This window comes from Streptomyces sp. CA-142005, from assembly GCF_050942335.1.
Lineage (GTDB): Bacteria > Actinomycetota > Actinomycetes > Streptomycetales > Streptomycetaceae > Streptomyces.
Map to the genome: position 1 here is coordinate 786,972 of NZ_CP192078.1, position 19,428 is coordinate 806,399.

At 68.2% G+C, this 19,428-nt stretch carries 19 protein-coding genes and 1 pseudogene; 12 read left to right on the forward strand and 8 right to left on the reverse strand.

Annotated features, from left to right (window positions below):
- The first annotated feature begins 267 nt into the window (after nucleotides 1-267).
- A complete protein-coding gene (locus ACQPXS_RS04005) occupies nucleotides 268-1,167 on the forward strand; it encodes an RNA polymerase sigma-70 factor (RefSeq protein WP_433446958.1) in 900 nt (299 codons plus the stop codon).
- Nucleotides 1,168-1,246: 79 nt separating this feature from the next.
- Here the strand turns inward: ACQPXS_RS04005 and qcrB are convergent, their stop codons facing one another.
- The 3 genes from qcrB to ilvC all read right to left on the reverse strand — a co-directional run bounded on the left by qcrB (nucleotide 1,247) and on the right by ilvC (nucleotide 5,121).
- Nucleotides 1,247-2,857: a cytochrome bc1 complex cytochrome b subunit gene (gene qcrB, locus ACQPXS_RS04010; RefSeq protein WP_433446960.1), complete on the reverse strand. Its 1,611-nt coding sequence runs from the start codon at nucleotides 2,855-2,857 to the stop codon at nucleotides 1,247-1,249.
- A gap of 249 nt (nucleotides 2,858-3,106) precedes the next feature.
- Nucleotides 3,107-3,985: an RNA polymerase subunit sigma gene (locus ACQPXS_RS04015; RefSeq protein WP_433455698.1), complete on the reverse strand. Its 879-nt coding sequence runs from the start codon at nucleotides 3,983-3,985 to the stop codon at nucleotides 3,107-3,109.
- A 137-nt stretch (nucleotides 3,986-4,122) separates the two neighbouring features.
- Complete coding sequence (gene ilvC / locus ACQPXS_RS04020) at nucleotides 4,123-5,121, reverse strand: ketol-acid reductoisomerase (protein ID WP_433446962.1); 999 nt, start codon at nucleotides 5,119-5,121, stop codon at nucleotides 4,123-4,125.
- A 347-nt stretch (nucleotides 5,122-5,468) separates the two neighbouring features.
- Between ilvC and ACQPXS_RS04025 the strand changes: the two genes are divergently transcribed.
- Nucleotides 5,469-6,233, forward strand: coding sequence for an SDR family NAD(P)-dependent oxidoreductase (locus ACQPXS_RS04025; protein ID WP_351812751.1), 765 nt, complete (start codon nucleotides 5,469-5,471; stop codon nucleotides 6,231-6,233).
- 419 nt (nucleotides 6,234-6,652) lie between these two features.
- Here ACQPXS_RS04025 and ACQPXS_RS04030 read toward each other — a convergent pair whose 3' ends face one another.
- Together ACQPXS_RS04030 and ACQPXS_RS04035 are read right to left on the reverse strand one after the other, a co-directional pair.
- Nucleotides 6,653-7,723, reverse strand: a complete 1,071-nt coding sequence (locus ACQPXS_RS04030) for a ferritin-like domain-containing protein (RefSeq protein ID WP_433446965.1) — start codon at nucleotides 7,721-7,723, stop codon at nucleotides 6,653-6,655.
- Between the two features lie 322 nt (nucleotides 7,724-8,045).
- Entirely contained in the window at nucleotides 8,046-8,489 is a 444-nt protein-coding gene (locus tag ACQPXS_RS04035) for a cupin domain-containing protein (RefSeq protein ID WP_433446967.1), read from the reverse strand.
- A gap of 182 nt (nucleotides 8,490-8,671) precedes the next feature.
- Here ACQPXS_RS04035 and ACQPXS_RS04040 point away from each other — a divergent pair.
- A pseudogene (locus tag ACQPXS_RS04040) lies at nucleotides 8,672-8,752 on the forward strand (RNA polymerase subunit sigma-24); the annotation flags it as partial.
- Between the two features lie 335 nt (nucleotides 8,753-9,087).
- A complete protein-coding gene (locus tag ACQPXS_RS04045) occupies nucleotides 9,088-9,588 on the forward strand; it encodes an Ohr family peroxiredoxin (protein WP_433446969.1) in 501 nt (166 codons plus the stop codon).
- A gap of 59 nt (nucleotides 9,589-9,647) precedes the next feature.
- Here ACQPXS_RS04045 and ACQPXS_RS04050 read toward each other — a convergent pair whose 3' ends face one another.
- From ACQPXS_RS04050 to ACQPXS_RS04060, 3 genes are all read right to left on the reverse strand, one after another.
- Nucleotides 9,648-10,727, reverse strand: a complete 1,080-nt coding sequence (locus tag ACQPXS_RS04050; RefSeq protein WP_433446971.1) for a sensor histidine kinase — start codon at nucleotides 10,725-10,727, stop codon at nucleotides 9,648-9,650.
- Entirely contained in the window at nucleotides 10,720-11,421 is a 702-nt protein-coding gene (locus tag ACQPXS_RS04055; protein ID WP_433446973.1) for a response regulator transcription factor, read from the reverse strand. Before ACQPXS_RS04055 ends, ACQPXS_RS04050 begins: the two co-directional genes overlap by 8 nt.
- A 68-nt stretch (nucleotides 11,422-11,489) precedes the next feature.
- Nucleotides 11,490-12,194, reverse strand: coding sequence for a VanZ family protein (locus tag ACQPXS_RS04060; RefSeq protein ID WP_433446975.1), 705 nt, complete (start codon nucleotides 12,192-12,194; stop codon nucleotides 11,490-11,492).
- A 312-nt stretch (nucleotides 12,195-12,506) separates the two neighbouring features.
- Between ACQPXS_RS04060 and ACQPXS_RS04065 the strand changes: the two genes are divergently transcribed.
- The 8 genes from ACQPXS_RS04065 (at nucleotide 12,507) to ACQPXS_RS04100 (ending at nucleotide 19,368) form a co-directional block, all read left to right on the forward strand.
- Entirely contained in the window at nucleotides 12,507-12,929 is a 423-nt protein-coding gene (locus ACQPXS_RS04065) for an OsmC family protein (protein WP_433446977.1), read from the forward strand.
- 184 nt (nucleotides 12,930-13,113) lie between these two features.
- Nucleotides 13,114-14,814, forward strand: coding sequence for an FAD-binding protein (locus ACQPXS_RS04070; protein WP_433455700.1), 1,701 nt, complete (start codon nucleotides 13,114-13,116; stop codon nucleotides 14,812-14,814).
- Nucleotides 14,815-14,941: 127 nt separating this feature from the next.
- Nucleotides 14,942-15,688 (forward strand): SDR family oxidoreductase, encoded by a 747-nt coding sequence (locus ACQPXS_RS04075; protein ID WP_433446979.1) that lies wholly within the window; start codon nucleotides 14,942-14,944, stop codon nucleotides 15,686-15,688.
- A gap of 193 nt (nucleotides 15,689-15,881) precedes the next feature.
- Entirely contained in the window at nucleotides 15,882-16,496 is a 615-nt protein-coding gene (locus ACQPXS_RS04080; protein WP_433446981.1) for a YceI family protein, read from the forward strand.
- Nucleotides 16,493-16,666 carry a hypothetical protein gene (locus ACQPXS_RS04085; protein ID WP_433446983.1) on the forward strand — a complete coding sequence of 58 codons (174 nt, stop codon included), beginning with the start codon at nucleotides 16,493-16,495 and terminating at the stop codon, nucleotides 16,664-16,666. Before ACQPXS_RS04080 ends, ACQPXS_RS04085 begins: the two co-directional genes overlap by 4 nt.
- 269 nt (nucleotides 16,667-16,935) lie before the next feature.
- Nucleotides 16,936-17,160: a hypothetical protein gene (locus tag ACQPXS_RS04090; RefSeq protein ID WP_433446985.1), complete on the forward strand. Its 225-nt coding sequence runs from the start codon at nucleotides 16,936-16,938 to the stop codon at nucleotides 17,158-17,160.
- Nucleotides 17,161-17,407: 247 nt separating this feature from the next.
- Entirely contained in the window at nucleotides 17,408-18,007 is a 600-nt protein-coding gene (locus tag ACQPXS_RS04095; protein ID WP_433446987.1) for a hypothetical protein, read from the forward strand.
- Between the two features lie 503 nt (nucleotides 18,008-18,510).
- Entirely contained in the window at nucleotides 18,511-19,368 is an 858-nt protein-coding gene (locus ACQPXS_RS04100; protein ID WP_433446989.1) for an alpha/beta fold hydrolase, read from the forward strand.
- The last annotated feature ends 60 nt before the right edge of the window (nucleotides 19,369-19,428 follow it).

Consider the following 19,428-nt stretch of genomic DNA (forward strand, 5'->3'; position numbering starts at 1 on the left):
CCAACCGTCATTTCTGGCCCGTCTTCCATGACGGCCCCTCGCCGTGCGGCGGCGACACTGCCGCGCCGCCGCCCGGTGAACTGGCACTTCGCTCCCGCGTCGGGCTCCCGGTCCTGGCTGACCCGTGTTCGACAGCTGCGGCACCACCGGAGCGCACATGAGTGCCACCGTGCGGTCACAGCGTTGACTCGATGTGCCCGTCCACTGCCGCGAAGGCACACCGTGGCAGCTTGTAGCATGGTGGTCTCCGAGCTGGAAGGGACAACGATGCACGCTGGGAACGACGACGCTGATGCCCTCGACAAGGCGACGAAGGAGTTCCTTGCGGCACGTCCCCAGCTCTTCGGTATCGCGTACCGGATCCTCGGCAGTTCCGCGGAGGCCGAGGACATCGTCCAGGAGACGTGGCTGCGGTGGCAGAACGCGGACCGCACGGACATCCTGGAGCCGGCGGCCTTCCTGACCACGGTCACCGCACGGCTGGCCATCAACCTCGCCCAGTCCGCCAGGGTGCGCCGGGAGTCGTACATCGGACCGTGGCTTCCCGAACCCATTGACACCACTGTGGACCCTCACGTGGGAGCGGAACGGGCCGAGGCGCTGGAGCTGGCGGTTCTCTTCCTCATGGAGAAGCTGAACCCGGTGGAACGCGCGGCCTATGTGCTGAGGGAAGCCTTCGACTATCCCTACCACCAGATCGCGGAGATCCTGGAGACCAGTGAAGGCAACGCCCGCCAACTGGCGAGCCGCGCCCGCAAACACCTGGCCGCCGACCGCAGGAAACGGGTCAGCCCGGCCGAGCACCGGCGACTGCTGGAAGTGTTCCTCGCCGCCGCGCAGACGGGCGATCTGGCGGTCCTGGAGGACCTCCTCGCCACGGACGTCGTCAGCTACTCCGACGGCGGTGGGGTGCGCGGAGCTTCGAAGATCCCGGTCATCGGGCGGCTGCGCGTGGCCAAGTACCTCGCGGCCTTCGCGCCCCGGTTCTGGCCCCAGGCGGACATCCGGTGGGTCGAGGCCAACGGGCGGCCGTCCGTTCTCGTCTCGGCCGGCGGGAACGCCGCGGCGCTGCTGTGCATCGACGCTTCCAGCGAGGGGATCGACCGGATCATGTGGGTGATGAATCCGTCCAAGCTGTTGCCCTACGTGGCGTCCCTGAGCGGCTGATCGCCTCCCCGACGGCCGCCCGCGCGAGTCCGGCAGTGTCCCGCTCTCTTGAGCGCACGGGGAGCGGGACGTGTCTGCGTCAGCGTCGGCCGGTGATCTCCTTGTACTCCCGCTCCGTGGGCTTGGGAATCTGGCTCCTCTCCCCGTAGAGGCCGCGGCTGAGCCGGACTCGCAGCCGCTCGGCCCTGGCGGGCGTGTCCTCCGCGCCGTCCCCAGGGGCGGCGGTCAGCGGCGCGTACTGCTCGTGCGACGTCAGAGTGTGCAGTCGTTGCGGGCTGAGTGGTGCGTGCACCTCGACGAACTCCCCGTGGGGCAGGCGCTTGATCACGCCGGTCTCGCGGCCGTGCAGTACCTCCTCACGGTCGCGCCGCTGGAGTCCCAGAGCCACTCGTTTCACCACGGAGTAGACGACGACAGGTACGGTGACGAGGCCGATGCGCACTGCCCACGTCACGGCGTTGACGGAGACGTGCAGTTGAGTGGCGATCACATCGTTCGCCGCACCGAGCAACGCCACGAAGTAGACACTCAGCCATGCGGCACCGAGTCCGGTGCGCACCGGCCGGTTGCGCGGCCTGTCGAGGACGTGCTGGTCCCGGTCGTCGCCGGTCACCCAGGACTCGACGAAGGGGTATGCGCCCAGTGCGAGGAAGAAGCCGACGCCCGCCAGGAGCGGCACGAGGTTGTCGAGGGCGAGGGTGTGGCCCCAGGCGCTGATCTCCCAGCCGGGCATGACGCGCAGCAACCCGTCTGCGATGCCCATGTACCAGTCGGGCTGGGAGCCGGCCGAAACCTGGTCGGCACGGTAAGGCCCGTACTTCCAGACGGGGTTGATCTGCGCGATCGCCGCGAGGAACAAGATGGTCCCGGCGACCAGGAAGAAGTACCCGGCCGACTTCACCGCGTGCACCCGAAACGGCAGGCCGACGACGTTCTCGTTCGTACGGCCCGGCCCGGGATACTGCGTGTGCCTCTGCCGGCGGATCAGGACGAGGTGGATGACGGTGAGGGCCACCATGGCGGCGGGAATCAGCAGCACATGGATGGCGTTGAAGCGCGCCACCAGATCATGGCCGGGGAATTCGCCGCCGAAGAGGAACATCGACAGGTAAGTGCCGACGATGGGCACCGAGAGGATCGTTCCGTTCACGACGGCGAGCCCGGTGCCGGAGAGGAGATCGTCCGGCAGGTCGTATCCGGTCAACCCCGCGAACATGCCCAGGACCAGCAGCAGGAAGCCGAACACCCAATTGAGTTCGCGCGGCTTGCGGAAGGCCCCCGTGAAGAAGACCCGCATCATGTGCGCGAGCATGGCGCCGACGAAGATGAGCGCCGCCCAGTGGTGGGCCTGCCGGACCAGCAGGCCGCCCCGGACGTCGAAGGAGATGTGCATGGTCGAGTTGAACGCTTCCGACACCGTCTGACCTTGCAGCGGAACGTAGCTGCCGTGGTACTGGACCTGTTCCGACGAGGGATGGAAGTAGAAGGTCAGATACACGCCCGTGACGACCAGGACGAGGAGGCTGTAGAGGCATATCTCCCCCAGCATGAAGGACCAGTGGTCCGGAAAGACCCTGCGCATCATGGTCTTCGCGGGGCTACGGCACCCCAGACGCCCGCTGGCCCAGTCGGCGATCTTCTCGCCTCTGCGCCCTCGTCGTGGCCCGGCCGCCCGGCTCTCGTTCTGCACGTTTCACCACTCCTGAAAAGTGCCGCGCTCTCGTACCATGCGTTGACACGGTGCGAAGCGGTGTGAACTGCTGTCCTCTCTATGACCATCCGGCCCGTGAAAATGTGACATACCGCGACGGGCGACCCCCGCTTCGGTGGCCGGCGGTAATTCGGCGCGGCGCACCTGTCACAGAACGCGGAACCATCCCGTCAGTAGACGGAGGGGATGGGCGTAACTGTGACATTCGGCCGCGGCATCGCGGGTGCGTCAGTGCCACGTGGGGCCGGGGTCGTTCCAGGTGCGGAGTTTGTCAGGGTTGAGGATGGCCCAGACATGGATGACGTGGCGGTTGGCGACGTCGAGGCTGATGATCGCGGCGACCACGTGGTCGTAGCGCACGACGAGGCCGGTGCGTCCGTTGACGGACTGGGTGTTCAGGGCGGTGCGCGGGTGCCGGGGCAGCAGCGTGAGCAGGCTGCGGGCGACATGCGTATTGCCGCACACCGGTTTGACCAGAGCCCGGATCTTTCCGCCGCCGTCGAAGAAGGCGGTGACGTCGGGCGCGAGGATGGACATCATGAGGGCTTCGTCCTGCGTCGCACAGGCGTGCCGCATCGCGCCGACGACGGCGTCGTGCTGCTCCGGAGCCGTGTGCCGCGCACGCCGGGCCCGGAGGCTGCGACGGGCGTCGTCGGCCGGCTCAGGGCACTCCGAGCCCGGCTGTCGCACGATGTCGGCGACCGTGTGCGGCGCCCCGAACACATCGTTGATCACGAATGCGGCCTGTTCGGCCAGGGGCAGGGAATCCAGTGCGTCGAGCAGGGTTCCGCTGATCTCCTCCTCCAGCGTCCCTTTCCCCTCAGCCCCCGAGCTGCCGGTCCGATCCTCCCCCGCGCAGGTGCTGCCGCTGTCGGGCAGGGCCAACCGGCCCAGACAGATGCCGCCGGTGACCTTCGCCAGCCAGAAACGCGGCGAGGCGATCCGTGCCCGAGTCTGATCGGACAGCGCGAACCACCGTCGGTAGGTTTCGTCGACGATGCTCTCTGCCGCACTGCTACTGCCCAGCATCCAGTAGGCGACGTCCAGCAGATGGCGCCGCTCGTCCAGCAGCTCCGCGATCGGCACCGCGTCATCGTCACGGTCCATACGACATCCTCCCTCTCGCACGGCACCACGCACCACAGCCACCGCGACAAACGTGCTGATGTCCTGGACCGGACACGTGCAGGCCTTGTGACGTACGACTGCGGTGCCGCGCCCGTGTCAGCTGCCGGGAGTGCGTGCTATGCCTCCTCGTCGACCCAGCTCATCAGCTTGCGCAGCTGCTTGCCCGTGGTCTCCAGCAGGTGCTCGGAGTCCTGCTTCTTGTACTCGTTGTACTTCTTCAGCCCGCCGTGGTACTCGTCCATCCACTGCTGGGCGAAGGAGCCGTCCTGGATCTCGGCGAGGACCTTCTTCATCTCGGCCTTGGTGGCGTCGGTGATGATCCGCGGGCCGGTGACGTAGTCGCCCCACTCGGCGGTCTCGGAGATCGACCAGCGCATCTTCTCCAGGCCGCCCTCGTACATGAGGTCCACGATCAGCTTCAGCTCGTGCAGGCACTCGAAGTAGGCGATCTCCGGCTGGTAACCGGCCTCGGTCAGGGTCTCGAAGCCCGCCTTGACCAGCGCGGCCGTACCACCGCAGAGGACGGCCTGCTCGCCGAACAGGTCGGTCTCGGTCTCCTCGGTGAAGGTCGTCTTGATGACGCCGGCGCGGGTGCCGCCGATGCCCTTGGCGTAGGACAGGGCGAGCGCGAAGGCGTTTCCGGAGGCGTCCTGCTCGACGGCGGCGATGCACGGAACGCCGCGGCCCTCCTCGTACTGACGGCGCACCAGGTGGCCCGGGCCCTTCGGGGCGACCATGCAGACGTCCACGCCGGCCGGGGGCTTGATGAAGCCGAAGCGGATGTTGAAGCCGTGGCCGAAGAACAGCGCGTCGCCGTCCTTCAGGTTCGGGGCGATGGACTCCTCGTAGACCTGGGCCTGGATCGGGTCCGGCACCAGGATCATGATGACGTCGGCCTCGGCGGCGGCCTCCGCCGGCGTCACCACACGCAGGCCCTGCTCCTCGGCCTTGGCCTTGGACTTGGAGCCCTCGTGCAGACCGACGCGGACGTCGACACCGGAGTCACGCAGCGACAGCGCGTGGGCGTGGCCCTGGCTGCCGTAGCCGATGACCGCGACCTTGCGGCCCTGGATGATGGACAGGTCGGCGTCAGCGTCGTAGAACAGCTCGGCCATGGGAAACACCTTTTCTCACAGTGGAAGAGGATTCCGAGGTGGCGCCTGGGTGCCAAACAAGACGGGCGAAGCGCTGCGTCTTCAGGAAGAGCAGGGCAACGGAGAACACTGCGTTCGCACAGCCGGGTTCGGGGCTTGCTGCCTTCGATGGTGGGCGAGCTAACACTATCTCACACTCTTCCGGCGAGACCTTGTGAATGCGCACCACGGCGCGTGCGGCAGGCGACCTGTCACACGTCACGCCTGTCACACATCGCGAAGGTATTCGGTCAGTCGTGTGTACCGGCAATCCGCCTGAGCGACGCCTGGCGTCGGTCAGGCCCACGAACGTCGCACAAAGGGAAACCATGTCCAGCTCAACCCCATCGCACTTCACCGACCGCGTCGCCATCGTCACGGGAGCAGGGTCGGGCATCGGCCGTGCCACGACGATCGCGCTGGCCGGGGCGGGTGCACACGTTCTCGGCGTGGGGCGCCGCGAGCAGGCCCTGCGGGAGACGGCTCGCGCCCACCGCAACATCGCGATTCTGCCGCTCGACATCCGTGAGGAGGGCGCCGCGAAGGCCGTCGTGGCCGACGCCCTGGAGCGGTGGGGCCGACTCGATGTGCTCGTGAACAACGCCGGCGCCACGGCCGTGATGCCTCTGGCGGAGACCGACCGGTCAGTGATCGCCGACCTCTTCGAACTCAATGTGACGGCACCGAGCATGCTCGCCCATGCGGCGCTGCCGCACCTGCGGGACTCCTCTGGTTCCATCGTCAACGTATCGAGCACGTACGGCCACCGCCCGCTGCCCGGGGGAGCCCACTATGCGGCCACCAAGGGCGCCCTGGAGCAGCTGACGCGGAGCTGGGCACTCGAGCTCGCGCCCGAAGGGGTGCGGGTGAACGCGATCGCGCCGGGACCCACCAGGACGGACGTCCTGGCCGCGGCCGGCCTCTCGCAGGATGCCATCGACGCGATGCACGACTATGAACGTGACCGCATCCCGACGGGTCGCCTCGGCGCTCCCGAGGACGTCGCGGCCTGGATCCTGCGCATCGCCGATCCGCTGGGCCAGCACATCACCGGTCAGGTGCTGACGGTCGACGGAGGACTCGAGCTGGTCTGAGCTCGGCACGAAATCCGGCCCTCAGCACGCCTCTTGGGCCGAGCACATCGCAGCGGCGGTCCGTGTCGTCGCCGGCTCCCGCGTCCGTCCCGGGCTGCAGCATGGTGCTCCTCGGTTCGACGGTCACCAACGTGGCACTGCCGCGCACAGGCACGGACCTCACGGCCGGACCAGCGTTTCAGAGTGCGCGGTTCGACGGAAGGCCGGGCGTGGCGTTCGAGTTGTTCAGCCGGTGACCGGGACGACGGGTTCCTGCGGATGACGAGTCGCCCTCGATGGTCCGGTGCAGGACCGCGCCACTGAACTCCTTGAACCGGGTGGCGCGGGCAACGCCCTCCGGGGCAGGAGGGCGTTACCCGACCGCGAACGCCGTGACGTGCGGTTTCCGGGTCAGACGCAGCGGTGCCGCACGCGGGCGCTCACCGGCGGAGCTCGGGTTCGACGTACTCGAAGGTCGGTCCCGCTGTTGTGCCGTCGCCGTCGGGCATCTCCATCAGGCTCTGTGCCTGAGCCTTGAGGGCGTACATCGTGCCCGTCGCGGCCCCGAGCATCTTCGGATTGCCGTTGAACGCCTGCTCCAGTTGGTGGAGGAGAACGCAGTAGGTCTTGTTGAACTCCTCCTGCGCGATGCGAACGGGACCGCCCGGAGCGTGGTCCGCAAGCCTGGGATCGGGGCGCATCGGGTGGACGCCGGCGAGGTCGACCACGACCGCTTCGCCCGTGGGACCGGACTGCGGTGTGTCACCGGGCCGGTATCGGCGGCCCAGCTTGAGTTCCTGGAACCGGTAGTAGTGCGAGACCTCGTTGCGGTCGGGGTGGAAGATGTCCTGGTCCCCGTCCCAGACCGCACCGCGTGCCGTCCCCTCGCCCTGCTCGACGATCTCCTCCAGTGCCGCAAGGGCCGAGCCGAGGTCGGTGACGGCGGTCAACTGCCCGCCGGAGTGGGCGAAGTGCCCTGCGGTCACCTGGCGGGCCGGATCACCGCAGAAGACCTGCGACTCGCCGAGTTCGGCGCACAGGTGGCGCAGTCCTTCCTCGATCGCATCGTAGAACTGCCCGATCGTCTCGTAGTTGTCGCCCTCGGCCGGGGCACCGGGCAGCGCCGGCTGTTCGAGGCGGAGGAACATCTCAAGTGCCTCCGCCCCGAACGGCACGAGTGACAACTCCATGGAGCGATCACCGTGGGGCAGGGTCCGGGGGTGGGGCGGCAGCATGTGCGGCGCGTCCAGGACCGGCCTGCCGCCCACCGCGTTGAGGAGGTTCGCCACCAGCGCCAGGTGGATCATCTCCTCGACGAAGACGCCGCTCACGGCCTGAACGGCGTCCGGGTTCCGGGTCGCGTCGAGCGAGTAGAGGGCACAGAGGTAGGGCGGCAGTGTTGCGTGTTCCAGCTCGATCGCCCACTGAAGGTGCTCACGGAGACTTTCGAGAGTCGAGATCCGCACCCTCGAAGGTGCGTCGTCGACATCAAGCTGTGCTGAGTCGTTCAAGGTTTTCTCACTCACTTGAGTTCGTCGAAAAGGGTGAGTGCGACGGTGAAGGCCGCAACCGGAGGGCGCGCCTTCCCGCCGCCGGGAGCACGTCTGCTGTCCGGCCGTCAGCTGTGACAGGGAGCAGGAGGATCTGTGACGGCTTCACCTGGTCCGGCGGTCAGGGGTGCGGCAGCCTCCATGCGCCGGCGAACCAGGCAGCCTGCACCTCCGGCAGCACGCGCCCCCGCCCCACGGCATCAGGGGAACTCATGCTCTGGTGCCTTCAACTGGCTTTGGGGGCCGGTCCGTTCGAAACCGGATTGTGCAGGGAAGCGGCAGGTCAGCCGACGGCCCGCGGGGCGCGCAGGTGCGCACGCTGTGCCAGTTCCTCGTCGTCGACCAGTTCGAGCATGGGCTTGCCCGGCGCGCACATCATGGTCACCACGAAACGGGTCCGCGCGTCCGTCAGCGCGTTACCGTCCTGGTAGTGGATCACGTCACCACCCGGCTCCCAGAACGTCCCGCCGGCCTCGATCACACGCTCGGGCTCGCCCTCCAGCTCGAAGCGGACCGCGCCCTCGATGACGTACCCGAATGCCGGCCCCGAGTGACGGTGGGGTGGAGTTCCCGGGTCTCCGGGCTCCCATTCGACGTGAATGGTCATCGCCGAGGCCCCCTCGGGGATGGTGATCGGCGCGGCATCCTGCAGCATCTTCGCCGCGGTCTTCCACCCCTCCGAGCGGGGCTGCTCCCCGGTCGCGTCCACTGAGTCCTTCTCCGACATCGTGTTGCACCTCCATCGTTCCACCGCGCCATGGGAGCCGGGCACGCTGTCCCCGGGCGGACAGTTCGCGTTTCCGCTCCCCACGGCCGTCTCGTAGGGATGACCGGCCGCACCGTGCATCTGTGACACGGTGACTGCATGCGACTTTCGCAAAGCGTGTTGGCCGTGTGGATCCGGACCTGGCCAAGAGGCGGCGTGAGTCGTACATCGGGCCCTGGCTTCCCGAGCCGGTCGACACGAGTACGGATCCGCAGTTGGGTGCGAGATCAACCTGCCGTGGCCCTGCTGTCCGTCGATGTGTCGGCACGGGGCATCGAGCGCATCATCCGAAGAAGCCCCCGGGAAAGGTGTGTGGCGCGCTTGTCACACGGAGGGTCGGTGGTCGGTCAACTGGCTGTCCGGAACAGGGACTTCTTCGGGACGCAAAGGTGGCAAACACCATGCTATACGGCTCAGTTGGTTCGAAAGGCTCCGCCTGCGCCTCGGCGTCTCGCATCCCCTGTCGGCGTGGCAGGCCGAGGCAGTCGGACGCCGGCCTTCCACCTGCTGTGCCGGCCCCGCAACCGCCCGTCTACTGCGACGTTCACGGAGACATGCGGTGACCGAGAGGATCCCGTTGCCCCAACTGTCCACCGGCGAGGGCTTCGACGCACGGGCTTTCTCCCCCATCTACGCCACGACGGTGACGGTGCGAGGAGGTAGAGCGGGTCACGCACGGGTTTCGGGCAGGGCGTCCTCGGCCGACGGAGTCCTGGACCTCGACCTGCGCATGCCCGCTGAACTGGGAGGGGACGGCAGCGGCACGAACCCCGAGCAGTTGTTCGCCGCCGGCTTCGCCGCCTGCTTCCACGGAACGCTGAGCGTGGTGGCACGACAGGCGAGGCTCGATCCCGCCGCGATCACCGTGGAGGCCACTGTCGGGTTCGGACGGGTTCCAGGCGGCGACTGCGGCTACGTGTTGTGCGTCGACCTGGTGGTCAAGTGGCCGGACGTCGACCCCGAGGTCGCCGGCCCACTCCTGGAGAAGGCCGATTCGCTGTGCCCTTACGCGAGGATGGTCTCGCACGGAACGCCGGCCACGGTCACGCTGGTTCCCTGAAAGGTTGTCCTGCCTTTCAACGTGGGTCTGATCCGCTGGGCCCCTCTGGAGGACGGTGCCTACGGCGTGCCGGGAAGCCGGACCGTGACGAGCAGACCGCCGGCGGCGCGGGGGACGAGGTCGAGGGTTCCGTCGTGGGCGCGGACGATGCTGTGCACGATGGCCAGGCCGAGGCCGACGCCGGCGTGGTCGTCGGTGCGTACGCGCTCCGTTCCGCGCTGGAAGGGTTCGGTGAGAGTCGGTACCAGTTCCGGTGGCAGCCGACGGCCCGTGTTCTCGACCCTCAGCACGCTCGTGTCGCCGCACGCCTCGGTGTGGACCGTCACGGTGCCGCCGGCGGGGAGGTTGTGGACGATGCCGTTCTGGACGAGGTTCGTCACCATCCGCAGCAGGAGCTCCGCGGAGCCGCTGGTCCGGGCCGCCCCTCCGGTGACGTCGAGCGTGATCCGGCGCTGCTCGGCGAGGGGAAGCAGAGTTTCGGCGGCTTCTTCGGCGATGAGGGAGAGGTCGACGCTCTCACGGGTGAAGGTTCCGCGGGCGCCGCGGCTGAGTAGCAGGAGGGCCTCGGTGAGGTCGATCGCCCGCGTATTGACAACGTGCAGGCGCTCGATGAGTTCGCCCCGGACCCGCGTGGGGTCCTTGCGGGCGACGTCGAGGAGTGCCCGCGAGATCGCCAGCGGGGTGCGCAGTTCGTGGGAGGCGTTGGCGGCGAACCTCTGCTGCTCGGCGACGTGGGACTCGAGTTGTTCGAGCATTGAGTCGAACGCGTCGGACAGTTCCCGGAACTCGTCTCGGCGGCCCTGCATGCGGATCCGGTGGGACAGCGACCCGTTCCCGGCCATCCGTGCCGCATCCGTGATCTGTGTGAGTGGTGCGAGCATCCGGCCGGCCAGGAGCCATCCCCCGGCGAGGCCGAACACGAGCAGGAAGCCCATCGCCACGGCCGCGGCGGGCACGAAGGTGTGCACAAGGAGGTAGCGGTTGGGCGCGATCCCGAGAAGGCCCTTGGGGCTGTCTGGTACGTAGCGCAGGATGAACAACCACACCACGGCCAGCAGGAGAGCGCCGGCGACGGCGAGGAATCCGGCGTAACTGAGGGTGAGTTTCAGTCGGGCGCTGAGCCCTGGGCTTCTATGCATGCGTGTTGCCGGGGGCGGTGGTGTCCGTGTCCGTACCGGTGTCGATCCGGTAGCCGACGCCGGGCACCGTGGCGATGATCCATGGTTCGCCGAGCCGTTTGCGCAGTGCGGAGACGGTGATGCGCACGGCGTTGGTGAGGGGGTCGGCGTTCGCGTCCCAGGCCCGTTCCAGCAGCTCTTCGGCGCTGACGACCCCGCCCTCGGCGGCGACGAGGACTTCCAGCACGGCGAACTGTTTGCGGGTGAGCGCGACATAGCGTCCGTCGCGGAAGACCTCCCGGCGGAAGGGGTCGACCCGCAGGCCCGCGATCTCGCGGATCGGTGGCCGGGTGTACGCGCGTCTGCGGTCGAGCGCCCTCAGCCGCAGGACGAGCTCCCGCAGCTCGAACGGTTTGGTGAGGTAGTCGTCGGCGCCGAGCTCGAATCCGGAAGCCTTGTCGTCGATCCGGTCGGCAGCGGTGAGCATGAGGATCGGGATGCCGCTGCCGGAGGCGACGATGCGCCGGGCGACTTCGTCGCCGGAGGGTCCGGGGATGTCGCGGTCGAGGACCGCGAGGTCGTAGGAGTTGACGCTGAGCAGTTCCAGGGCGGAGTCGCCGTCGCCCGCGATGTCGGCGGCGATGGCCTCCAGCCGCAGACCGTCACGAACGGCTTCGGCCAGGTAGGGCTCGTCCTCCACGATCAGTACGCGCATGTCCGAAGCCTAAGCAGCACAACATATCGCCGACGTATGGAAAGACCTGTGCACACCGGACACACGACTCAGCCTGCCGCTGCCGGCACGGGGCGAGGCGCGTCCGACGGCGCATCCGCCGCGGTGCGCCACCAGCGGCGCGACGCCAGCCCGGCCAGCACGGCGCCGGTGGCGTTGACCAGTACGTCGTCCACGGAGGACACGCGGTCCAGCCGCAGCACATACTGTGCGGTTTCGACCAGGACCGAGCAGCCTGCCCCGAGCGCCAGGATCCGCGGCACGGACGCCAGCGCCGCGAACCGCATCGGGGCGAAGAAGCCCAGCGCCGCGAAGATCAGCAAGTTGCCGACGATCCCGAGCGGGCCCATCGTGAGCAGGTCCCGCAGCGGTATCAGGCTCACCCGGCCGGGGACGGTGCCGGCCCCGGCGCCCGGCATCATGGTCAGCCATACGAACGGCACCGTCCCGTGGACCATGCCCACCTCGGCCAGCGAGATCCGCCACGCCGATGTGACGCCGGCGGCGCGCCGACGGCGCGCCAGAACCCACACCACCACTGCGGCCAACGGCAGCGCGACCAACATGACGAACACCACACCGTTGAACGTGTCGAAGCAGCCGTGCCATCGCCCGGCCATGCACATCGGAGCGGACATCATGAGCGGCCGTCGCACGACGTACACGGCGCTCGCCACGCCGAGGATCGCCAGGCTGAGGAGCACGATCCCGCGCGTGCGGCGTGGCGGTGCCGACAGGGATGCGTTGTGGTTCATGCCCCCATTGGAGACGGAGGGCCGTTGCGGTGGCGTATCCGGTTTTCGATACGCCGGCGATACACGGAATCCCCGGCATCTAATGGATCTCCCGCGTTCTTCCTGTCCGCGATCAGGCGTGCGACCGCGACGATGTGACCAGGCGGGGACGCGCTGTGGGACTGGCTGTGGGACTGGGCTGTGTCACATGTGAGACGGCCACGCTGTCTTATGGGCAACGGGACAAGTCCCGGTGTTCCGATGCCGCACCGCGCCCCCTCGGCGATCAACGGCCGTGCGCCGTACGGGGCGTCCTGCCCGAGGGGAAGACGGATGAATACCCGCATCGTGTCCATCAGTGAAGGTCCGCGACTCGCCCGCTCCATCGCGGTCGGTCCGCACGTGCTGACCGCGGACGAGCCTCAGCCCATCGGCACCGATACGGGACCCACGCCCGGAGAACTGCTCCTGGCCGCGCTGGGGTCCTGCACCTCCATGGCCGTCCGGGCCTTCGCCGACCGGCACGGTTGGCCGCTCGACCACGTCGATGTGATGGTGCGGTTCGATCGGCATGGGCAGATCGTCAAGGAGGTCCGCTTGACGGGTGATCTGGAGCCCGCCCGTGTGGAGCAACTGCTGACAGTCGCCCGGCGCTGTCCCGTGCAGCGTCTCCTGACCCGGACGGCCTCGGTGGTGACGGTACCCACGCTCGTCGGGAAGTCCCAGGCATCCGGAGACCCGTCACTGCCGCGATGAAACGCCCAGGACTAATCTTCCCCGCCCGAGGCCCGGCGCGGCCGGATCGACCCGATCCGCGCCCTCATGACGTCCGGGGCGGAGGCCAAGGTGTCACAGATGTCAGGACTTCCCTGTCGTAGTGGATGACAGACCCTGGCGATCGGAGTGGACCGTGGCAATCCCCGAACGACGTATTTCCACCATGGTGCTGGTCATCGGCACCGGAGGTGCCGGGCTGCGCGCGGCGATCGAACTGGCAGAGGCCGGAGTCGACGTCCTCGCGGTCGGCAAGCGTGCCAAGGAGGACGCTCATACGGCGCTGGCGGCCGGTGGCATCAACGCGGCCCTGGCCACCATGGATCCCGAGGACACCTGGCAGCAGCACGCGGCAGACACGCTCAAGGAGAGCTATCTGCTGGCCGACCCTCGGACCGTCGAGATCGTCACCCGGGGCGCCGCCCAGGGCATCGGTGACCTGGAACGCTACGGTATGGCCTTCGCCAGGGAAGAGGACGGCCGGCTTTCCCAGCGCTTCTTCGGCGCGCACAAGTTCCGGCGTACCGCCTTCGCCGGCGACTACACCGGCCTGGAGATCCAGCGCACGCTCATCAGGCGTGCGGGCCGGCTCGACATCCCCGTGCTCGACGGTGTCTACATCACCCGGCTTCTGGTGCACGACGGCGCTGTCTTCGGTGCCTACGGCTTCGATCTTGCCAAGGGAACGCGCTACCTGATCCACGCCGATGCCGTCATCCTCGCCGCGGGCGGCCACACCCGCATCTGGCGGCGAACGTCCTCGCGCCGTGACGAGAACACCGGCGACTCCTTCCGCCTGGCCGTGGAGGCCGGGGCCCGGCTGCGCGACCCCGAGCTGGTCCAGTTCCACCCTTCCGGGATCATCGAGCCGGAGCACGCGGCGGGCACTCTGGTCAGTGAGGCGGCCCGGGGGGAGGGCGGAATCCTGCGCAACGCGCTCGGGGAGCGGTTCATGAGCCGCTACGACCCCGACCGCATGGAACTGTCAACCCGCGACCGCGTGGCGCTGGCCTCCTACACGGAGATCCAGGAGGGGCGGGGGACCCCGCACGGGGGCGTGTGGCTCGATGTCTCGCACCTGCCACGGCAGACGATCATGACGCGGCTGCCCCGCGTCTACCAGACGCTGATGGATCTGCAGATGCTGGACATCACCCGGGAGCCGATCGAGATCGCGCCCACCGCGCACTACTCGATGGGCGGTGTGTGGGTGCGTCCCGAGGACCACAGCACCGACGTGCGTGGGCTGTATGCCATCGGCGAGGCGTCCAGCGGGCTGCACGGCGCCAACCGGCTCGGCGGGAACAGTCTCATCGAGCTCCTGGTGTTCGGCCGGCTCACCGGTCAGGCGGCTGCCGCGTACTCGCAGTCCCTCCCCGCGCAGCCGCGGTCGGCGTCGGCGATCGCCCAAGCCCGCGAGGAGGTCGACCAGCTCCTCGCGGCCGACGGTCCGGAGAACGTCCGCGCCCTGCAGCGTGCCGTCCGCGACATCATGACCGCGTACGCGGGTGTCGTACGGAGTGAAGAGGGCCTGCGTGCCGGGCTGGCGGAGCTCGCGGTGATCGAGAAGCGGATGGAGGACGTCGGCGTACACCCGGACATCGCCGGCTATCAGGACCTCGCACATGCCTTTGATCTCAAGTCCGCGACGCTGGCGGCGCGGGCCACTCTCGAAGCAGCGCTGGAGCGCCGCGAGACCCGTGGCTGCCACAACCGCAGCGACTACCCCGAGCTGGATCCCGCTCTGCAGGTCAATCTGGTGTGGTCGCCGACGACCGGTATCACCCGCGAGAGCATTCCGGCCGTCCCGGACGAGATCGCCTCTTTGATGGAAGAGGTCTCGACCGAAGGGAAACTGGCCGAGTAGCCACTCCTGTCACAAGGAGTCCCCCTGTCCTGTCTTTCTCCATAAGGGCGAATTCGCACGGTGCCGGCGCGTAGTTCACCGTACGAAGCGAGCGCCGCACCCTGAAATTCTCTGAGAGGAATCCGCTATGAAGGTCGTAGTGATCGGTGGAACCGGTCTCATCGGCTCGAAGGTCGTTGCCAGGCTGGGCGAGCACGGTCACGAGGCGGTGGCCGCCGCGCCCAGCACCGGCGTCAACACTCTGACGGGCGAGGGTCTGGCAGAGGTCCTGAAGGGCGCTTCGGTGGTGATCGACGTGTCCAACTCGCCGTCGTTCGAGGACGAGGCCGTCATGGACTTCTTCCGCACGTCCACGACCAACCTGCTGAAGGCGGAGACCGAGGCGGGCGTGACGCACCACGTGGCGCTGTCCGTGGTCGGCACCGAACGCCTGCAGGACAGTGGGTACTTCCGCGCCAAGCAGGCCCAGGAAGAGCTGATCAAGGCGTCCGGCATCCCCTACTCCATCGTCCACGCCACCCAGTTCTTCGAGTTCGTGAAGGCCATCGCCGACGCGGCCACCGAGGGCGACACCGTGCGTCTGGCCCCTGTGAAGATCCAGCCCGTGAGCTCCGACGACGTGGCCGCGACCGTCGGCCGCACCGCGGTGGCCAAGCCGATCAATGGCGTGGTGGAGGTCGCGGGCCCCGACGAGTTCCGGCTCGACCAGCTGATCGGCAAGGGACTGGCCGCCAAGAACGACCCCCGTACGGTGGTGGCGGACGTGCACGCCCCGTACTTCGGTGCCGAGCTGAAGGAGACCACGCTTCTGCCGGCCTCGGGCGCGCACATCGGTGAGGCCCGGTTCTCCGACTGGCTCGCGCAGCAGCAGTAAGACCCCTGTGGGGGTGGCCTCTGCCGGCAGGCCGCCCCCGCACTCCGGCCTCATCGTCCTCCTCGGGTCCGGGCGTCGGCATTCACGACCGACGGCACAGCACTCGATCAGCAGCCTTGGTTTCCACCGGACGCACGCAATAGGCCGAAGTGCGCCTCTTACCACGATCGGCATGAGAAGGAACCGGCCCGTCATGTTCCGCCGCAAGGAATCCCTCATTTTCGACTCCGCTCCCTCTATCGGGCCGAGTGGCTTCTACATCATCGACCCGGTCCGCAGCACGATCGGTTTCTCCGTCAGGCGCGCCGTGAAGTCCGACGTCCGCGGAGAATTCACCGCCTTCGAAGGACTCATCAAGCTCGGCAGGGTCCGTGCCGCCAGGTCCGAGGCTTACGTCAGTGTCCAGACCGGCAGCGTGAACACGGGATGGCCGGAGCGGGACGCGTGGCTCACCGGCCCGGACTTCCTCGACTCGGCCCTGTTCCCGCTGATGAGTTTCCGCTCCACCGGGATCATCGATACGGGTGACGATCAATCCCTTATGGCGGGTCACCTCCGGATCAAGGACGTCGAACTACCCGTCCACGTCGACCTTGAGTTCCGCAGAGCGAGCCGGGACGCCAACGGCGACGACCGTGTCGAGTTTCGCGGCACGGCCACCCTTCAGCGCGCCGACTGGGGACTCGACGGCAACCCCGGCCCGGCGACGGGTGGGGTCCTGCTCGGCGGCAAGGTGAAGCTGCTCCTCGACATATCCGCCGTACGACGCAACCGAACTCACCGGTCTCCGTCGCAGAGAGGCACATGATGAGTCAAGCCGCCGAGAACCAAGTCGGCATCGCGGCCACAGTCGTGTCGCTGGCCGCCGAGGCCGCCGAGCTTCAGACCCGTGTCATCGAGCTGCGCCAAGAGCTCACCGACCTCACCGAGCGGATGCGGGTCATCTCCGCTGCCCTGCACGAGTTTCGCCCTCGCTAGGCCGTCTTCCTCGGTCTGGACACCGCCTCACCGTTCGGACTGACGATCCGGCGGATCGCGGGTCTCGCCCACCCGGTGAGACCTGCGACCGCCAGCGGAGAGCCGGACGCGCAGACCAGGGGGCTGTCGGCACCGCCATGCGTACGTCAAGCACCGGCGGCGGCCATGAGCCTTCGGGCGGGCCGTGGCTTCGAGCGATGCTCCCTTCGCCGTCCACTCACGCTCCGGTTTCCTTACGACCAGCGGCTCGAGCCGCAGAAAGACCCGTGATGCCCCGAGACCCCGACGAGTACTCCGACCTTGCCGCAGCCGGCGTGTCGCTGGCAGTCGAGGCCGCGCTGCTCGAGGCCCACCTGCGCATGCTTCAGGAGGCGATTGACAGCGTCGACGAGCGCATCACCGTCGTCACCGAGACGCTGCACCGTTTGCGCCCCGCGTGGCCGTCCTGCGCCGAAGCCCCGGACGGCGGGGAACACTGCGGGTCATCCGGCTGAGAGGACACCGGAGGGAAGGTGATCGGATCATCGACGACCACCGTGTGTTGCGTCCCGTTGTATCAGCGGGCAAACAGTGGCAATAATCAAGGGGATGTCGACCTACCTTGTTCCTTCGGGTTCCCATCATCGGGGGGCGATGAGACCGCTGCATATGATGTCGAGGGATACCCGTTTCCGCGTCCGGGCCGGGCGCCATCGCAGGCCGGCCCGGCGTGGCAGGAAGGGTTGAGGATGAGAGGAAGACATGGTCTCCGAAACCCACGCGGCGCATGACATCGCGGTCACCGCCGAGAGCCTCCAGGCCGAGTTGGCACGGCTGCAGATCCAGAAGCAGGCACTGGAAAGGGAGCTGGCCGCTGTCGTGGCGCACCTCGGCTCGGTGCAGCGGGCCCTCAGCACCCTTGAGACCCTGATGCTCACCCCGGCCGGCGAGGCGCGCCCGGCGGTCGGTACCGCGGCCGCGGAACCTGCCGAGGCTGCCGCACCGGTCGCCCGGCAGACGCGCGCTGCCTCCCCCGAGCCGGCCGACGCGACGGTGACGTCCGGGGTCGTGGCCCAGGCCCAGCCGACGAAGCCCGGCAGAGGCACGCAACGCCACACCGAGGTCGGCACCGACACCGGCGGGGAGAAGAAGTACGGCAGGCTCACCGAACAGATCATGGAGTACTTCGCCGCAGCCGGCGATGCCGACGTCCGAGCCCGCGATGTCGCGGCAGCTCTGGGGCGTGACTCCGACAGCGGAAGCATCAACGCGGTCCGCAGCACGCTCGACCGCCTTGTCGGCGCATCGCGTATCCGGCGGACCGGCCGAGGCCTCTACCGCGCCAAGCGCTCCGCTTCCTAGACGCGTCCCTCAGTCCCAGTCCCAGTCCCAGAGCACGACTGCCACGGCGTCTTCGAGTCGCACTACCTGGACTCGCTCATCAGCGCGAGGGCAGCGAACGGACCTCTACCGTGCCCGGTGAGGGTCACGGCTTCCGTCGGCGGTCGACGCTGGGGACCTGCCTGGAGAACGAATTCCGCTTCTACGCCGATGTGTTCGGCTTCGCCGTGACCTGAGAGTCCGCAACCGGTCGGGAAATGGTCCCGGGCGCCACCGTCGGGGGATCGTGTGGCGCCCGGAACACTGTGGTGAGCCTATCAAACCTTTTGTTTTTTGTGTCTGTCGCACGGGCAGGCGCCTGGCGCGGGCGTAACACCGTGTGAATGTTTACCACCATGTCTTGATGAGCTCTCGGTCGTTGCCGCAGCATCTGAGCTGTGAACCGATCTTACGAGGCAGCCCACCTGCCCTCCCCCGTGCCGGACCCCGCATCACCTCTGTCTCGAGGCACTCACACTGTGGCGGTGCCGCACGGCTCCACCCTCATCGAGCAGCGCTACCATGTCGCCGGCACGGGGCCGGTGTGCATCGCCCACCCCGGAGGACCCGGCATCGGCTGGGACTATCTGCGCATGACCCTGCTGGAGCGGCACCTGACCATGGTCTACATCGAGCCGGTCGGCACCGGCGCGTCCGGTCGGCTGCCCGACCCGCGCGCCTACAACCTGGCCACCTACACCCACTTCCTGCACGCGGTGGTCCAGCACATGGCAGTGCCCGGTGTCTCCCTGCTCGGCCACTCCCACGGAGGGTTCGTCGCCCAGCGGTACGCGCTCGATCACCCGGAGCACGTCGCCTCTTTGGTCCTCTACGACACCTCGCCGGTGACCGGCGAGGACTTCTGGTCCGCCGCCGTCGCCCATATGGAGCGATTCGCGCGGCGCCACGCCACCGACCACCCCGAGGCGGCCACCTACGCCGCCGGGCTCACGACGCCGCTGGGCCGGCTCACCGACGACGAGGCGACCGCGGTGCTCCGCTCCATCTCTCCCGCCTACTTCTTCGACTACTGGGGACGCGAGAAGGAGTTCGGGCCCGCACGCCGGGAACTGCGCATGTATGCCGCACCGTCACTTGGCGAAGACACGCCTTTCGATGTCCGCGAGGAGCTGTCCCGCGTCACGGCCCCCACGCTGGTCGTGGTCGGAGAGGCGGACTTCATCTGCGGGCCGCGCTGGGCCCGCATGATGCACCAGGCGATCCCCGGGGCGCACCTCGTGGTCCTCGACAGGACCGGCCACCTGGGCCACGTCGAGCAACCGGAGGAATTCGCCGCTGCGGTGGTCGACTTCCTCGCCATGCCACACGGCTCGGCCGAGTGACTTCCACAGGACGTCCCCGCAGGGTGTAGGCCCCGTCGGCCCGGAGTGTGCCCGGGGGCA

Coding starts and splice junctions, on each gene's coding strand:
- ACQPXS_RS04095 (WP_433446987.1), top strand. CDS start 17,408: ATGGTCTCCGAAACCCACGCGGCGCATGACATCGCGGTCACCGCCGAG.
- ACQPXS_RS04060 (WP_433446975.1), bottom strand. CDS start 12,194: ATGAACCACAACGCATCCCTGTCGGCACCGCCACGCCGCACGCGCGGG.
- ACQPXS_RS04090 (WP_433446985.1), top strand. CDS start 16,936: ATGCCCCGAGACCCCGACGAGTACTCCGACCTTGCCGCAGCCGGCGTG.
- ACQPXS_RS04070 (WP_433455700.1), top strand. CDS start 13,114: ATGGTGCTGGTCATCGGCACCGGAGGTGCCGGGCTGCGCGCGGCGATC.
- ACQPXS_RS04035 (WP_433446967.1), bottom strand. CDS start 8,489: ATGTCGGAGAAGGACTCAGTGGACGCGACCGGGGAGCAGCCCCGCTCG.
- ilvC (WP_433446962.1), bottom strand. CDS start 5,121: ATGGCCGAGCTGTTCTACGACGCTGACGCCGACCTGTCCATCATCCAG.
- ACQPXS_RS04005 (WP_433446958.1), top strand. CDS start 268: ATGCACGCTGGGAACGACGACGCTGATGCCCTCGACAAGGCGACGAAG.
- ACQPXS_RS04055 (WP_433446973.1), bottom strand. CDS start 11,421: ATGCGCGTACTGATCGTGGAGGACGAGCCCTACCTGGCCGAAGCCGTT.
- ACQPXS_RS04085 (WP_433446983.1), top strand. CDS start 16,493: ATGATGAGTCAAGCCGCCGAGAACCAAGTCGGCATCGCGGCCACAGTC.
- ACQPXS_RS04015 (WP_433455698.1), bottom strand. CDS start 3,985: ATGGACCGTGACGATGACGCGGTGCCGATCGCGGAGCTGCTGGACGAG.
- ACQPXS_RS04050 (WP_433446971.1), bottom strand. CDS start 10,727: ATGCATAGAAGCCCAGGGCTCAGCGCCCGACTGAAACTCACCCTCAGT.
- ACQPXS_RS04075 (WP_433446979.1), top strand. CDS start 14,942: ATGAAGGTCGTAGTGATCGGTGGAACCGGTCTCATCGGCTCGAAGGTC.
- ACQPXS_RS04065 (WP_433446977.1), top strand. CDS start 12,507: ATGAATACCCGCATCGTGTCCATCAGTGAAGGTCCGCGACTCGCCCGC.
- ACQPXS_RS04025 (WP_351812751.1), top strand. CDS start 5,469: ATGTCCAGCTCAACCCCATCGCACTTCACCGACCGCGTCGCCATCGTC.
- ACQPXS_RS04080 (WP_433446981.1), top strand. CDS start 15,882: ATGTTCCGCCGCAAGGAATCCCTCATTTTCGACTCCGCTCCCTCTATC.